We start from the raw sequence: 15,886 nt of genomic DNA on the forward strand, positions 1-15,886 counted from the left end.
GCGTATTACGCATAACGTAATTTGAGTTTGGAGAAGGGTCAAGCTATAAAGCAGCCTTTCCAGACCGGGGGCCTGCCTTCCATGACCGACGATTCCACCCCCGCTACCGCGCCGCGCCAGCAGAAAGTCCAGTCGGCTGAAGTCGGCGTCGGCATCCTCAAGGCGCTGGCCGAGCTGGCGCCCGCCACGTCACTGTCGAAACTCGCCGAATACGTCGGCATGCCGGCCAGCAAGGTGCATCGTTACCTGCAAGCGCTGGTGGACAGCGGTTTTGCCGAGCAGGACCCGGCCAGCAATCACTACCGTCTCGGGCGTTCGGCGCTGCAGGTCGGCCTGGCGGCGCTGAGCCAGCTCGATGTACTCAAGACCTCTGCCCCTGCATTGATCGCACTGCGCGATGAACTCAATGAAACCTGCTTTCTGGCGGTGTGGGGCAACAAAGGCCCGACGGTTGTATACGTCGAGCAGTCGCTGGGGGCGGTCACCCTGGTCACACAGATCGGTTCGGTGCTGCCACTGCTGAGTTCGTCCACCGGACTGGTGTTCGATACCTTTCTGTCACCGAGGGAAACAGCCGCGTTGAGAGCGGCGGAATCGGCCTCGCTGAACGCGGCGCAGTTGAAGGAGATCGATCGGCACGTCCAGGAAATCCGCAGCACCGGGGTGCATCAGATTCATGGGATGTTGATGGCCGGCGTCAACGCGGTGTCATCGCCAGTATTTGCCATGGGCAACAAGCTGGTGGGTGTGGTGACGGTGGTGGGTTCGGCGTCGGTGTTTACCGGCCAGCGCCAGGCTGAGGCAGCGCAGAAACTGCTGCAGACGGCGCAGGCGATCAGCGCGCGGATGGGTGGGGAAATGCCGCAGCTGGCGTGAACTCGCGATCACGAATAACGCGTGGGACATGGCTGCGCTCAAAGGTCCGTGCCAGTCACTGAACCCACCATGAACACGAATCTGTAGGAGCCGGCTTGCTGGCGAACGCGGTGGGTCAGCGAAATCGATGCCCCAGACTGATCGCATTCGCGGGCAAGCGCGCTCCTGCAGTGGATTTCGACAATTCCCATTATCTGCGGCGGGCACAATTGCGTAGGAGCCGGCTTGCTGGCGAAGGCGATTTACCCCGCACCGCTATAGTGAATGATCCACCCGATTCGCCAGCAAGCCGGCTCCTACAAAGTGTGTATCGAACCAAGGCTCAATCCACCGCCAACACGCCCCGCCGCACTTGATCGCGCTCGATCGACTCGAACAGCGCCTTGAAATTGCCCTCACCAAAGCCATCGTCGCCCTTGCGCTGGATGAATTCGAAGAACACCGGCCCCATCAGGGTTTCCGAGAAGATCTGCAGCAGCAGACGCTGACTGCCGCCTTCGGAATTGCCGTCCAGCAAGATCCCTCGCGCCTTCAGCTCCTGCTCCGGTTCGCCGTGGTTGGGCAGCCGGCCTTCGAGCATTTCGTAGTAGGTGTCCGGCGGCGGGGTCATGAAGCGCATGCCCAGGGCCTTGAGCCGGTCCCAGGTGTCGATCAGGTTTTCGGTGAAGAACGCCACGTGCTGAATGCCCTCGCCGTTGAACTTCATCAGAAACTCTTCGATCTGCCCGGCGCCCTTGGACGACTCTTCGTTCAGCGGGATGCGGATCATGCCGTCCGGCGCGGTCATCGCTTTCGAGGTCAGGCCGGTGTACTCGCCCTTGATGTCGAAATAGCGCAGCTCGCGGAAGTTGAACAGCTTCTCGTAGAAGTTCGCCCAGTAGGCCATCCGGCCGCGATAGACGTTATGGGTCAGGTGATCGATGAATTGCAGGCCGGCGCCCTTGGGGTGACGGTCGACGCCTTCGATGTACACGAAGTCGATGTCGTAGATCGAAGTGCCTTCACCAAAACGGTCGATCAAGTACAACGGCGCGCCGCCAATCCCTTTGATCGCCGGCAAACGCAGTTCCATGGGCCCGGTGCCGATCTCGACAGGCTGCGCGCCCAGTTCCAGCGCGCGCTTGTAGGCCATTTGCGAATCCTTGACCCGGAATGCCATGCCGCACACGGAGGGACCGTGCTCCGCAGCGAAGTAGGACGCTTCGCTGTTGGGCTCGTTGTTGAGGATGATGTTGATGGCGCCCTGGCGGTACAGCGACACATTCTTGGAGCGGTGATGGGCGACTTTGGTAAAGCCCATGATCTGGAACACCGGCTCCAGCACGTTCGGGGTGGGCGAGGCGAATTCGATGAATTCAAAGCCCATCAGGCCCATCGGGTTTTCGTAGAGATCAGTCACGGTCTTGCTCCTGCTAAAAAGTGAGAGGCACAGCGGCTCGGATCACGATTCAGCGGGTGGCGCGCAGGAAATTCCCCGCACGCTGCGGGCGAGGAAGTCGCCGAAGATGAGTTGCAGACCGAAGCTTTTCATGGGGGAAAGATTACTCCGGCTTGTCCGATTGCGCATCGGGATGGGCGGCCTGGAAGGCTGGATGCTGCAAAGCCAGCGTTTCGACCCGGCAAATACGCGGGTACGGAGCCATGTCCACGTTGAAGCGTCGTGCTGCATACACTTGGGGCAGCAGGTATACATCGGCCAGGCCGACGGTGCCGAAACAAAATCCAGTGTCGCCAATCAGGGCTTCCACAGCGGCGAAGCCTTGGCTGATCCAGTGGCCGATCCACGCCGTAACATCGCCTTCGTCGTGGCCCATGCCGCGCAGGCGATTGAGCACCGCGACGTTGTGCAGCGGGTGAATGTCGCAACCGATCAGGGCGGCAATCTGCCGATGGCGCGCGCGGTCCAGCAGCGCGTCGGGGAGCAATGCAGGTTGGGGGGAGAATTCTTCGAGGTATTCGATGATCGCCATGGACTGAATGATCACCTCACCGTCGTCCAGCCTCAGGGCGGGAACGCGGCCCTGGGGATTGATCGCCAAGTAATCGACCTTGTGATGTTCGCCACCGTCGCGGATCAGGTTGACCGGAATGGCGTCGAACGCGAGACCTTTCAGCGCCAAGGCAATGCGCACCCGGTAGCTCGAGGTCGATCGGTAGTAGGTGAAAAGATCCACGGGAATGGCCTGTTATTGTTGTTTTGGTTTTTTCACTCCGGCGTAAGCGGCTTACGCAATGCGTAAACTGCGGCAATGCGCCATGGCTGTCAAGCTAAGGTCCGACCCGGCAAAGCTCCAGCCAGCCTCAAGCCCAGCCCTCCAGCCGCAGCGTGGCGCGCACCAGTCGCTGCTCCTCGCTTTCGATCTCCCGCAGGTTGTCGCAGATGTTCTGGATGTGCGCCACCGCCGCCTTGCGCGCCTGCTCGGGCAAACGCCCGGTCACCGCGTTATAGAGCCGGGCGTGATGGCGGTCTATCTGGCGCTTCTGGGCGTCGCGGTGATAGAGGTTGTTGACCGAGGCGAACACCGTGTTGAGCAGCAGATCCGTCAATGAACGCAGGGTCTGCACCAGCACCGGGTTGTGCGACGCCTCGCAGATGGCCAAGTGAAACGCGTGGTCGAGCCGCGCGTGTTCGCAGGCCGGCAATGGGTGATCATGGCCGGCCACCAGCGCGTCATAGGCCCGGGTGATCAAGACGAAATCCGCGTCGGTGCCACGCAGCGCCGCCAGCCGCGCGGACTCCCCTTCCAGCAGGCTGCGCACTTCAAACAGGTCGTAGAGCGTGCGTGGCTGGGAGGCGAACAAGTGCATCAGCGGCGAACTGGCGGTCAGCCCGAGCCCGCCCATTTGCGCGACAAACGAGCCCTTGCCCTGACGGGTTTCGATGATGCCCCTGGCGCGCAGCAGCTGCAGGCCTTCGCGCAGCGCGGTGCGCGACACACCGAGTTTTTCGGTCAGCCGCCGCTCGGAAGGCAACAGCTGACCGACCTTGAGCACCCCGTCGACAATCAACCGCTCAATGCGCTCGCTGACGACGTCGGCGACCTGTTGGGGGCGGTTTGTCTGCGGATTTTCCATGGACAGATTTCCTCGGGTAAGGGCCGGGTCCGGTTTGCTCGGTCGAATCAATCCGTAGGAGCCGGCTTGCTGGCGAACGCGTTTATTGAGTCGGTACCAAGTCGCATGGACCACCCGGTTCGCCAGCAAGCCGGCTCCTACAGATGTTCTCAACAATGCCCATTAAACGTGACGACCACGCTTTCTTCACTGGTATGACCACGGATAACTGCTCGAACAGCAATAAGCGCGACGATACCTATACCAATGATATTAAAGTCTATTCACCGATAATTTCAGGATGCTTCGTCGCAAAACTGGTTCGACCACCGCGCCGCCCGGTAGACACTAAGCCCCGCTGAGCCAATGATGCAAGCCAGCCATTGAGGTTCCGCCACGGAACAGGCTTCCAATAAAAACAAGACAGGGTTGCGAACCCATCATGAATATCCTGTACGACGAACGCGTCGACGGCGTTCTGCCGGCCATCGACAAACAACAACTGCTCCAGGCGCTGCAGTCCCGGCTGCCTGATCTGGACATCCTCCATCGCGAGGAAGAACTGCGCCCCTACGAGTGCGACGGGCTCTCGGCCTATCGCACGACGCCGATGCTGGTGGTGCTGCCCCAGCGCATCGAGCAGGTTCAGACGCTGCTGAAGGTCTGCCACGAGCGTGGCGTGCCGGTGGTGGCGCGCGGTGCCGGGACCGGACTGTCCGGCGGCGCCCTGCCGCTGGAAAAAGGCGTGCTGCTGGTGATGGCGCGCTTCAATAAAATGCTCCACATCGACCCCGCCGGGCGCTATGCCCGCGTGCAGCCCGGCGTGCGCAACCTGGCCATTTCCCAGGCCGCCGCGCCCTATGACCTTTATTACGCGCCTGACCCGTCCTCGCAAATTGCCTGCTCCATCGGCGGCAACGTCGCGGAAAACGCCGGCGGCGTGCACTGCCTGAAATACGGCCTGACCGTGCACAACCTGCTCAAGGTCGACATCCTCACGGTCGAGGGCGAGCACATGGTGCTGGGTTCCGAGGCGCTGGATTCGCCGGGCTTCGACCTGTTGGCACTGTTCACCGGTTCCGAAGGCATGCTCGGCGTGATCACCGAAGTCACCGTCAAGCTGCTGCCCAAACCGCAAGTCGCACGGGTGTTGCTGGCCGCCTTCGACTCAGTGGAAAAAGCCGGTCGCGCCGTCGGTGACATTATTGCCGAGGGCATCATCCCCGGCGGCCTGGAGATGATGGACAACCTGGCCATTCGCGCCGCCGAAGACTTCATTCACGCCGGCTACCCGGTCGACGCCGAAGCCATCCTGCTGTGCGAACTGGACGGTGTAGAAGCCGACGTTCACGCCGATTGCGACCGGGTTCGCGCTGTACTGGAAAATGCCGGCGCGACCGAAATACGCCAGGCGAAGGACGAAGCCGAACGCGTGCGCTTCTGGGCCGGGCGCAAGAATGCTTTCCCGGCAGTGGGTCGTCTGTCGCCGGATTACTACTGCATGGACGGCACCATCCCGCGTCGGGAATTGCCGGGCGTACTGAAGGGCATTTCCGCGCTGTCGGAAGAATACGGCCTGCGCGTCGCCAACGTTTTCCACGCTGGCGACGGCAACATGCACCCGCTGATTCTCTTCGATGCCAATCAACCGGGTGAGCTCGACCGCGCCGAAGCATTGGGCGGAAAGATTCTGGAGCTGTGCGTGAAAGTCGGCGGCAGCATCACCGGTGAGCACGGCGTCGGCCGCGAGAAAATCAATCAGATGTGCGCGCAATTCAACAGTGACGAGCTGACCTTGTTCCACGCGGTAAAAGCCGCGTTCGATCCGGCCGGCACCCTCAACCCCGGCAAGAACATCCCGACCCTGCACCGCTGCGCCGAATTCGGTGCCATGCACGTGCACATGGGCAAGCTGCCCTTCCCTGAACTGGAGCGTTTCTGATGGATGCTCAACGTCAGCCGTCCTTCGTGGCTCAGGACCGTGATGCCAGCGATGCGCTGCTGGAACAGGTCAATCAGGCGATTCAGTCCGCCCTGCCGCTGCGCATTCAAGGCGCCAACAGCAAGGCATTCCTCGGTCGCGAGGTGGCCGGGGAGGTGCTGGATACGCGTATCCACAGTGGCATCGTCACCTACGACCCCACCGAACTGGTGATCACCGCCCGCGCCGGCACGCCGTTGTCGGTGCTGAATGCAGCGCTGGAAGATGCCGGGCAGATGCTGCCGTGCGAACCGCCAAGCTACAGCGATGGCGGTGCAGGCGATGCCACCGTCGGCGGGATGGTCGCGGCGGGCGTGTCAGGCCCGCGCAGGCCGTGGTCCGGCTCCGTGCGGGATTTCGTCCTGGGCACTCGGGTGATCACTGGCCTGGGCAAGCACTTGCGCTTTGGCGGCGAGGTGATGAAAAACGTTGCGGGCTACGACCTGTCGCGCCTGATGGCCGGCAGTTTTGGCTGCCTGGGACTGATCACCGAAGTCTCGTTGAAAGTCCTGCCCAAGCCGCGGCTGTGCACCAGCATTGCCCTGGAGATGGACAGCGCCACCGCCCTCGCCCGCCTGGCGCAGTGGGGTCAGGAACCGCTGCCGATCAGCGCCGCCAGCCACGACGGCCGCGTGCTGCGTTTGCGTCTCGAAGGCGGCGAAGGTTCGGTCGCCGCGGCCCATGACCGCCTGGGCGGCGAATCCATCGACCCGGCTTACTGGCGCGCGCTGAACGAACACCGTCTGGATTTTTTCACCGATGGCCGTCCATTGTGGCGCCTGTCATTGCCCGTCAGCACGGCTGCGCTGGACCTGCCGGGGGATCAATTGATCGACTGGGCCGGTGCACAACGCTGGTTGAAATCCGACGCCAGCGGCGACGAGATTCGCCGCATCGTCAGCGCTGCAGGCGGTCACGCCACCTGCTACAGCCATGGCCTCGACGACAGTCCGTTTCAGCCGTTGGCCACGCCCTTGCTGCGCTACCACCGCCAGCTCAAGGCGCAACTTGATCCGCACGGAATTTTCAATCCGGGCCGAATGTACGCGGAGATCTGAATCATGCAGACGACCCTGAGCGAACATGCTAGAAGCCTGCCCCGTGGCGAAGAAGCGGAAAGCATTCTGCGCAGCTGCGTGCACTGCGGTTTCTGCAACGCCACCTGCCCAACCTATCAGCTGCTCGGCGACGAACTGGATGGCCCGCGCGGGCGCATTTACCTCATCAAGCAAGTGCTGGAAGGCCGCGAAGTCACCGAGAAAACCCAGCTGCACCTGGACCGCTGCCTGTCCTGCCGCAACTGTGAAACCACCTGCCCTTCCGGGGTCGATTACCACAACCTGCTGGACATTGGCCGGGAAGTGGTCGACGCCGCCGTGCCGCGCCCATTGGGCCAACGCCTGCTGCGCGACAGCCTGCGCGCTGTGGTGCCCAACGCCGGTCTATTCAAATCCCTGACCCAGTTGGGCAATTCCTTCAGGCCACTGCTGCCCGGCGCCTTGAAGACCAAGCTGCCCGGCAATATCCGCCCCGCCAAGGCTCGGCCGACAAGGCAACACGCGCGGCAGATGCTGATACTTGAAGGCTGTGTGCAACCCGGTTTGTCGCCCAACACCAACGCGGCCACGGCGCGAGTGCTGGATCGACTGGGCATCAGCGTCACGTCCATCGCCCAGGCCGGTTGCTGCGGCGCCGTGGATTACCACTTGAATGCGCAGGAGCAGGGCCTGCAGCGCGCACGTCGAAATATCGACGCGTGGTGGCCGAGCATTCAGGCCGGTGCCGAGGCCATTGTGCAGACTGCCAGCGGCTGCGGCGCTTTCGTCAAGGATTACGGCCACCTGCTGCGCCACGACCCGGCTTATGCGCAAAAAGCGGCGACGATCAGCGAACGCACCAAGGACCTGGTTGAAGTGCTTCGCGCCGAACCTTTGGAACAGCTCGGCGGTTGCACGCGCCAGACCCTGGCCTTCCATTGCCCGTGTACGCTGCAGCACGCGCAGAAACTCGGCGGCGCCGTTGAATCCGTGTTGACCCGACTGGGCTTCAATCTCACACCGGTGCCCGACAGTCACTTATGCTGCGGCTCGGCCGGCACCTACTCGATCACCCAGCCGGTGCTGGCCAAACAGCTGCGCGACAACAAGATGAATGCGCTGGAAAGCGGCAACCCGGACGTGATCGCAACGGCCAACATTGGCTGTCAGACCCATCTGGCCAGCGCCAACCGCACACCGGTCAAACACTGGATCGAACTCATCGAGGACGCCTTGCCTCCAAGTTGAGTGCAGGCGCCCTGGCTCCGTATCAGACCGACACTTATGACACCCTTTGCCCTTCAGGAGATCTGCATGAAAACCAAATCCGTACTGACCCAGACCGAAGTCACCCAGATCCTCGCCGCGGCACGCACCGAGGCGCAGAACAACGGCTGGGCAGTGTCCATCGCCGTCACGGACGACGGCGGTCACCTGCTGGGCTTCGAGCGTCTCGACGGCTGCGCGCCCATCGGTGGCTACATCGCCATCGAAAAAGCCCGCACCTCGGCGCTGGGTCGTCGCGAATCCAAGGGCTATGAGGAAATGGTCAACGGCGGCCGCACCGCATTCGTCACCGCCCCGCTGCTGACTTCGCTGGAAGGCGGCGTACCGATCATCATCGACGGCGAGACCATCGGCGCGGTGGGTGTGTCCGGGGTGAAGGCTGATCAGGATGCGCAAGTGGCCAAGGCCGGTGTTGCAGTGGTGAGCGCGCAGTAACGCCCCCAGCGATCGCCTGCAGCAACGCTGCAGACCCAATTCATGATGGAGACCCCAGATGACCGAATTCGTCAATTGCCACAACCTTAAAGTGGCGGCCAACCTCAAGCGCTTCGTCGACGAGGAAGTGATTCCCGGCACAGGCCTGACCCCGGAACTGTTCTGGGCCGATTTCGATTCACTGGTCCACGACCTCGCGCCGATCAACCGCGAACTGCTGAAAGAACGCGACCGCATACAGGCTCAGTTGGACAAGTGGCATAAATCCAATCCCGGCCCGGTCACCGACATGCCGGCGTACATCGCCTTCCTCGACAGCATCGGTTATCTGAAGCAGGTGCCGGCGCAGGTTCAGGTGTCCACCAACAAAGTGGACATCGAAGTCAGCGAACAGGCCGGCCCGCAACTGGTGGTCCCTGCGGCCAATGCCCGTTATGCCCTGAACGCGGCCAATGCGCGCTGGGGTTCGCTGTACGACGCACTGTACGGCACCGATGCGATTTCTTCGGCGAACGGTGCGGAAATCAAGGCCGGGTACAACCCGCTGCGGGGCGAGAAAGTCATCGCCTTCGCCCGTGCTCTGCTGGATGAAGCCGCGCCCCTGGCGTCCGGTTCCCACGTCGGCGCCAAGGCCTACGCGGTGGACAGCGGCGAGTTGCTGGTCACCCTCGCCGACGGCAGCCCGTCGCGCCTTGCCCAGCCCGAGAAATACGTCGGCTATCAGGGCGAGCCGCGCCAGCCGACTGCAATCCTGCTGAAGAACAACGGCCTGCACATCGAAATCCAGATCGACCCCGCCAGCCCGATCGGTGGCACTGACCCGGCCGGGATCAAGGACCTGCTGCTGGAAGCGGCGCTGTCGACCATCATCGACTGCGAGGACTCGGTCGCCGCCGTCGATGCCGACGACAAGCTGGTGATCTACCGTAACTGGCTGGGCCTGATGAAAGGCGACCTGACAGAAGCGCTGGTCAAGAACGGCAAGACCATTACCCGTCGCCTGAACGCCGACCGCCAATACACCGCTGCCGACGGCAGCGCGATCACCCTGCACGGACGTTCGCTGCTGTTCATCCGCAACGTGGGCCACCTGATGACCAACCCGGCGATCCTCTACGACGGCAACAAGGAAATCCCCGAAGGTATTCTCGACGGCGTCATCACCAGCCTGATCGCCTTGCACGACCTGCACAACCGCACCAACTCCCGCGCCGGCAGCGTCTACATCGTCAAACCGAAGATGCACGGCCCGGACGAAGTGGCGTTCGCCAACACCCTGTTCAGCCGCATCGAAGACGCACTGAAGATCCCGCGCAATACTTTGAAGATGGGGATCATGGACGAAGAGCGGCGCACCAGCGTCAACCTCAAGGCGTGCATCGAAGCCGCATCGTCGCGGGTGGCGTTCATCAACACCGGCTTCCTCGACCGCACAGGCGACGAGATGCACAGCTCGATGGAAGCCGGCCCGATGCTGCGCAAGGGCGACATGAAAGCCACGCCGTGGATCAAGGCGTATGAGCGCAACAACGTGCTCGTCGGCCTGGCCTGCGGGCTGCGCGGCCGTGCGCAGATCGGTAAGGGTATGTGGGCAATGCCCGACCTGATGGCCGACATGCTGGAGCAGAAGATCGCGCACCCGAAATCCGGCGCGACCACCGCCTGGGTCCCTTCGCCGACTGCCGCCACCTTGCACGCGCTGCATTACCACAAGGTGGATGTGAAAGCGGTGCAGCAGGAGCTGGAACAGGTCGATCCGGACAGCATCAGCGAAGACATTCTGCTGGACTTGCTGACCATTCCCGTCGTCGAGAAAGCCGAGTGGAACGAGGATCAGATCCGAGAAGAAGTGGAGAACAATGCCCAGGGCCTGCTGGGCTATGTGGTGCGCTGGGTGGAGCAAGGCGTTGGCTGCTCGAAGGTGCCGGACATCCACAACGTCGGCCTGATGGAAGACCGCGCGACGCTGCGCATTTCCAGCCAGCACATCGCCAACTGGCTGCGCCACGGCGTGGTCTCCGAGGACTATGTGAAAGACGCTTTGAAACGTATGGCGAAGGTGGTCGACCGGCAAAACGCCGGGGACTCGGCTTACACGCCGATGGCCGGCAACTTCGAGAAGTCCGTGGCCTTCCAGGCGGCCAGCGCGTTGGTGTTCAAAGGTCGCGAGCAGCCGAGCGGCTACACCGAACCGCTGTTGCACGAGTTCCGGTTGGCGTTCAAGAAGGAGCATTGATGGTCGGTTAGCCTTCACCGGGCAATGCAGAAGCAGTAGGAGCGGTTGGAGGTGGCGAACGGCGGAGTGCCTGACACAACGCGTTCGCCAGCAAGCCGGCTCCTACAGATTTTGTGCCCGACCGGGATTCATCAATCGTCGCAAAACCACTGGAGGAGCGTCGGGGTGGCGCTCCACTTTGCCCGCGAAAGCGCCCGACCGCTCACCGCCCAGCTGACTGACTCACCACAAATTCTGTAGGAGCCGGCTTGCTGGCGAACGCGTCAGGTCTGGACACATCAATGGTCGAGGTTAAACCCAATCACACGCAAGCCTGCCCCCGCAACACCAAGTCCCGTCAGGTACTTTCCCGCACCACCAGTTCAAACCCCAGATCCACCTGCGCTTCGTGAACCGTGCCGTCCAGCAAGCCGAGCAATAACTGCGCGGCGCGCTGGCCGACCTGTTCGCGCGGGGTGCGGATGGAGGTCAGCCGCGGCACCATGTGCGCCGAGCCCGGCAGGTCATTGAAGCCGATCAGCGACACCTGTTCCGGAATACGGATGCCCCGCCGCAGGGCTTCCAGCGATGCGCCCTGGGCCAGGTCATCATTGCAGAAGAACACCCCGTCGACGTCCGGATGCGCTTCCAGCAATCGGGCGAACAGCTCACTGCCCAGGCCAATGGACGACGGCAGCGGCGACGCCATCTGCAGCGCCTCGTCATATAGCCCTTCCTGTTCCAGCACGCCGCGAAAGCCGACGCCCCGTTGAATCACCCTCGGATCAAGCTGCGCCGACACATACGCCAGTCGCCGCCGGCCGCGGCTCAGTAGATGCCGCGCCGCCTCGGCACCCGCCTGTTGCTGGGAAAACCCCACGCACGGCTCGGCGCGGGTGGGGTCCAGCTCCATCATGTGCACGCACGGCACGCCGCTGGACGCCAGCAATTGCTGCGCCGCCACGCTGCGGTCAAAGCCGGTCAGCAAGATGCCACGAGGCCGCTGGGACAGATGACTGCGCAGCAGGTTCTCTTCTTCTATAGGCGAGTAGTGATAATTACCGATCACCACGTCCAGCCCCCGCGGACGCAGAACGGTCTGAATGGCTTCGAGGGTTTCAATGAACAACTGGTTTGAGAGCGACGGCACCAGCACCACCACCGACTGACTGTGCGAAGACGCCAGCGCCCGTGCGGCAGGATTGGCGACATAGCCTAGACTCAGCGCAGCAGCGCGGACTTTTTCCACCAAATCCGGTGCCACGGTGGCCACGCCACGCAAGGCCCGGGACGCGGTAATCGGCGAGACGGCAGCCAGTTTGGCGACTTCGTTAAGGGTGGGACGACCGGTGGAGCGGGAACCAATACGTGTCATGCGTTGCCAACTGATTGGAAGAAAGCTGCGGGGGTTGCGATTGTGTGGGATGGGCTCTAAGGTAGCGCTATCTCACGGAGGCCCGCAACTTTTCGATCGATTCCACGACCGGGGTTTTGCATCTCATGGATCAGCGAGATACCCATAACAATGACTACACCTGGAAACAGTCTTGCCGGACTTGCACACCATTCGGCGAAGACAGCGCTGTCTCCGGGACGAGGTTTTTATGACTACTGCTCCACATGCAATTTCCGCCATCGTGGTAATGGGTGTTTCCGGCTGCGGCAAGAGTGCCGTCGGCGAGGCCATCGCTAAAAACAGCGGCGGCCGCCTGATCGAGGGTGATGCGTTCCATCCTCAAGCCAACATCGACAAGATGAGCGCGGGCCATCCGCTTGACGACAACGATCGCGCCGGCTGGCTGACCCGCCTCGGCGAAGAAGTTGCCGCCGCTGTAAAGAACGGCGAAAAGCCCGTTCTCACCTGCTCCTCCCTCAAGCTCATCTACCGTGAACGTCTGCGTGCAGCCGTGCCGGGCCTGGGCTTCGTGTTTCTGGAACTGACCAAGGAACTCGCCACCGAACGCTGCTCCCATCGCCCGGGGCATTTCATGCCGGCCAGTCTGGTCGACAGCCAGTTCGCGACCCTCGAGCCTCCGTACAACGAAGACCGCACACTGGTGGTGGACGCGACGCAATCGATCGAGACCATCGGTCAGGAAGCGGCCACCTGGTGGAGCGAGTCTGGCGCCGAATCCCATACCCCATCTGTCACCGCGCGCACCGGCTCTTGATCCTCGATCAGGCGTGAGCGACAAAGGTAGCGCTGTCTCTGATGACGCTGCCCTTGTTTCACAGGGCAGAGAGCAACAGCGTTAAGCCGAAGCTCCAAAAAAACAAAATACAACGGAGAGACACCCCATGTTCGGTATGAGTCAAGACACGTATCTGCTGGTCGATGCGTTGGTGACCATCATTGGCCTTGTGCTTCTGATCACCAAGTTCAAAGTCCACCCCTTTATTGCATTGACCATCGCGGCAGGTTTTCTCGGGCTGACCTCCGGGATGCCGGTCGACAAAGTGATGAAATCGTTCCAGGACGGTTTTGGCGGCGTGCTGGGTTTCGTCGGCATCATCCTTGGCCTGGGCACCATGCTCGGCAAGCTGATGGCCGATTCCGGCGGTGCTGACCAGATCGCCCAGACGTTGATCCGTCGCTTCGGCAAGGACCGCGTGCACTGGGCCATGATGTTTTCGGCGTTTCTGGTGGGCATCCCGCTGTTCTTCGAAATCGGCTTCGTGCTGCTGATCCCGCTGGTGTTCATCGTTGCCCGTCGTAGCGGTGTGTCCATCGTCAAGATCGGTATCCCGTTGCTGGCAGGTCTGTCCGCCGTGCACGGTCTGGTGCCTCCGCACCCGGGTCCGTTGCTGGCCATCGGCATCTTCAACGCTGACATCGGCAAGACCATTTTCTACGGTCTGATCGTCGCGTTCCCGACCGCAATTATCGCCGGCCCGATCTACGGTAAATGGATTGCCAAGCGCATTCCGGGCAACCCGTCGAAAGAGCTGATGGACCAGATTGCCAAGGAATCGACCAACGAAAACCTGCCGAGCTTCGCCATCACCCTGGTGACGATCCTGCTGCCGGTGTTCCTGATGCTGCTCAAGACGTTCGCCGACGTCGCGCTGCCAGCCGGTCACATCTTCCGCATCTGGATGGACTTCATCGGTCACCCGATCGCTGCCCTGCTGTTCGCCCTGCTGCTGGCGTTCTACACCTTCGGTTCGGCCCGTGGTTTCAGCCGCGACCACATCATCAAGCTGCTCGACCAGAGCCTGGCGCCCGTAGCCGCGATCGTGCTGATCGTCGGTGCCGGCGGTGGCTTCAAGCAGATGCTGGTGGACAGTGGCGTCGGTAACCTCATCGGCCACATGGCCGTGCAGGCACAGATCTCGCCGATTCTGCTGGCGTGGCTGGTGGCTGCGGTCATCCGTATCGCCACCGGGTCCGCGACCGTCGCTACCATTACCGGTGCCGGGATCGTTGCCCCGGTGGTCGGCATGATCCCTGGCGTGAACCGTGAACTGCTGGTCCTGGCGACTGGTGCCGGTTCGCTGATCCTGTCCCACGTGAACGACGCGGGTTTCTGGCTGGTCAAACAGTACTTCAACATGACCGTGGCCGAAACACTGAAAACCTGGACCGTGATGGAAACCATCCTGTCGGTGGTAGGCATCATCCTGATCATGCTGTTGTCGCTGGTGGTCTGATGCATTGATCGCGGCATATTGACGCGGCGATCAACCCGTTACACCCATGCCCACCCTCGCGGTGGGCATGTTGTTTCAGCACCTTTCGCCCTCCTCCGCTCTTATCTTGATCATGACCTTCGCGTCTTGAAGTGTCCTGAATCGGGGGCTGATACAAAACCGTTCACACATCCCGTCATCAATTCGATTAAAGTTACGGCGTTTTGCCGCTACTCATTTCGGAAGTCTCCTACACTCCTCTCAGGAAACTCGTACGGGGCAATCTAATGAAAATTTCATCGCCACCCGGCACGAGTTCTTTGCAATAAAGGGCAAAGGAGTGTGGAATAGGCGCCGCCCGGAATTCGGCTATCACTGCGATAGCCGATTTCCACGGGAATTTGCCGCCAGCATCAGGCAAGATTCCCATGCCGTTCGACCCAGGAGCGATGCTAACTGTGACGAGACGATGAACCTGGGGAATTAAAATCGTACCAATGGCGTCATACTGATGAACGCATTTGGATGCAATCGGCAATTACCACCACCCAAAGGCTCACGCCAGCCTCCCGGTAGAGGCGCTTCATGAGGCCATCAAGGAAAAGATTATGTTGATACTCACCCGCAAAGTCGGCGAAAGCATAAACATTGGTGACGACATCACCGTCACCATTCTGGGCGTTCAGGGCCTCCAAGTCCGTCTCGGCATCAACGCTCCGAAAGATGTTTCAGTGCACCGCGAAGAAATCTACAAACGCATCAAGGCCGAGACTGCACCCGACCAGGATCCGCAATAAACCCACCGGTTTATGCTTATTCGATAACTGTCAGCGGCCACCCGGTGCTGACAGATCGGCGACGGCGACTGACCAGACGCCGTTTTTTTTCATCCGAACTTTGGATCCATGGAAGTCGCCCCGCTGACAACTAAGCGTGAGCGAACACACAGATTCAGCGTATCGGACGATGCACTTCCGGATGTCGCGGCAAGTTGTCAGACATCCGCTATCGCCAACTAAAAACGGCCGACCTCCATAAGAGATCGGCCGTTTTAGTGACCAGGCCGTTTAACCCGATCAGCCCGCTGTGTTCAGGTAACTGGCGATGGTGTCTTTTGCCTGCAGCCGTTTTTCCTTGAGTTTCTTCAGTTCATCGTCCGAGGCATCGCCTGCCTGTTCTGCGCTGACGATATCGGCGTCCAGCTCATCGTAATGATCGACCAGCGCGTTGAGCTTCGCGTCGCTGCCTTTGCGCTTGGCGAGCTCTTCTTTGGTGATGCTCAGGTCCGCGTACAAATCGTGCTTAACCGGCATGGGATGCCTCTCCTCTGATGACTGATGTAGGAATGTTGAGGGTAGCCCAGCCTAAAGG

14 protein-coding genes are annotated in these 15,886 nt (G+C 61.4%); 9 read left to right on the forward strand and 5 right to left on the reverse strand.

Translation table 11 applies throughout. From position 1 onward, the window contains the following. The first annotated feature begins 81 nt into the window (after positions 1-81). Positions 82-876: an IclR family transcriptional regulator gene (locus tag EC919_RS24860; RefSeq protein ID WP_133776951.1), complete on the forward strand. Its 795-nt coding sequence runs from the start codon at positions 82-84 to the stop codon at positions 874-876. 322 nt (positions 877-1,198) lie between these two features. Here EC919_RS24860 and hppD read toward each other — a convergent pair whose 3' ends face one another. The 3 genes from hppD to glcC form a co-directional block, all read right to left on the reverse strand. After that, complete coding sequence (gene hppD, locus EC919_RS24865) at positions 1,199-2,275, reverse strand: 4-hydroxyphenylpyruvate dioxygenase (protein WP_133776952.1); 1,077 nt, start codon at positions 2,273-2,275, stop codon at positions 1,199-1,201. A 142-nt stretch (positions 2,276-2,417) separates the two neighbouring features. Continuing rightward, the gene (gene maiA / locus EC919_RS24870; protein ID WP_133776953.1) at positions 2,418-3,050 is read right to left on the reverse strand and encodes a maleylacetoacetate isomerase; all 633 of its coding nucleotides are present in this window, start codon (positions 3,048-3,050) and stop codon (positions 2,418-2,420) included. Between the two features lie 127 nt (positions 3,051-3,177). After that, positions 3,178-3,951, reverse strand: coding sequence for a transcriptional regulator GlcC (gene glcC / locus EC919_RS24875; protein ID WP_133776954.1), 774 nt, complete (start codon positions 3,949-3,951; stop codon positions 3,178-3,180). Between the two features lie 421 nt (positions 3,952-4,372). Here glcC and glcD point away from each other — a divergent pair, with 421 nt between their 5' ends. The 5 genes from glcD (at position 4,373) to EC919_RS24900 (ending at position 10,906) form a co-directional block, all read left to right on the forward strand. Next, positions 4,373-5,872, forward strand: coding sequence for a glycolate oxidase subunit GlcD (glcD, locus tag EC919_RS24880; protein ID WP_133776955.1), 1,500 nt, complete (start codon positions 4,373-4,375; stop codon positions 5,870-5,872). Next, positions 5,872-6,969, forward strand: coding sequence for a glycolate oxidase subunit GlcE (gene glcE, locus EC919_RS24885; protein ID WP_133776956.1), 1,098 nt, complete (start codon positions 5,872-5,874; stop codon positions 6,967-6,969). The genes glcD and glcE overlap by 1 nt, the downstream gene beginning before the upstream one ends. Positions 6,970-6,972: 3 nt before the next feature. Then, positions 6,973-8,196, forward strand: a complete 1,224-nt coding sequence (glcF, locus tag EC919_RS24890) for a glycolate oxidase subunit GlcF (protein ID WP_133776957.1) — start codon at positions 6,973-6,975, stop codon at positions 8,194-8,196. Positions 8,197-8,262: 66 nt separating this feature from the next. After that, positions 8,263-8,670 carry a heme-binding protein gene (locus EC919_RS24895; protein ID WP_133776958.1) on the forward strand — a complete coding sequence of 136 codons (408 nt, stop codon included), beginning with the start codon at positions 8,263-8,265 and terminating at the stop codon, positions 8,668-8,670. A gap of 58 nt (positions 8,671-8,728) precedes the next feature. Continuing rightward, on the forward strand, positions 8,729-10,906 hold the full coding sequence (locus tag EC919_RS24900; RefSeq protein ID WP_133776959.1) for a malate synthase G: 2,178 nt from the start codon (positions 8,729-8,731) through the stop codon (positions 10,904-10,906). A 337-nt stretch (positions 10,907-11,243) separates the two neighbouring features. Here the strand turns inward: EC919_RS24900 and EC919_RS24905 are convergent, their stop codons facing one another. Then, the gene (locus tag EC919_RS24905) at positions 11,244-12,260 is read right to left on the reverse strand and encodes a LacI family DNA-binding transcriptional regulator (protein WP_133776960.1); all 1,017 of its coding nucleotides are present in this window, start codon (positions 12,258-12,260) and stop codon (positions 11,244-11,246) included. Positions 12,261-12,528: 268 nt separating this feature from the next. Here EC919_RS24905 and EC919_RS24910 point away from each other — a divergent pair, with 268 nt between their 5' ends. From EC919_RS24910 to csrA, 3 genes are all read left to right on the forward strand, one after another. Then, positions 12,529-13,056: a gluconokinase gene (locus EC919_RS24910; protein ID WP_166650628.1), complete on the forward strand. Its 528-nt coding sequence runs from the start codon at positions 12,529-12,531 to the stop codon at positions 13,054-13,056. A 127-nt stretch (positions 13,057-13,183) separates the two neighbouring features. Then, positions 13,184-14,536, forward strand: coding sequence for a GntP family permease (locus EC919_RS24915; RefSeq protein WP_133776962.1), 1,353 nt, complete (start codon positions 13,184-13,186; stop codon positions 14,534-14,536). A 587-nt stretch (positions 14,537-15,123) separates the two neighbouring features. Next, the gene (csrA, locus tag EC919_RS24920) at positions 15,124-15,312 is read left to right on the forward strand and encodes a carbon storage regulator CsrA (RefSeq protein WP_037012727.1); all 189 of its coding nucleotides are present in this window, start codon (positions 15,124-15,126) and stop codon (positions 15,310-15,312) included. A 279-nt stretch (positions 15,313-15,591) separates the two neighbouring features. Here csrA and EC919_RS24925 read toward each other — a convergent pair whose 3' ends face one another. Then, positions 15,592-15,828 carry a YdcH family protein gene (locus EC919_RS24925; protein ID WP_133776963.1) on the reverse strand — a complete coding sequence of 79 codons (237 nt, stop codon included), beginning with the start codon at positions 15,826-15,828 and terminating at the stop codon, positions 15,592-15,594. Between the last annotated feature and the right edge of the window lie 58 nt (positions 15,829-15,886).

Source organism: Pseudomonas graminis, assembly GCF_004364335.1.
In the GTDB taxonomy this organism is placed as follows: domain Bacteria; phylum Pseudomonadota; class Gammaproteobacteria; order Pseudomonadales; family Pseudomonadaceae; genus Aquipseudomonas; species Aquipseudomonas graminis_D.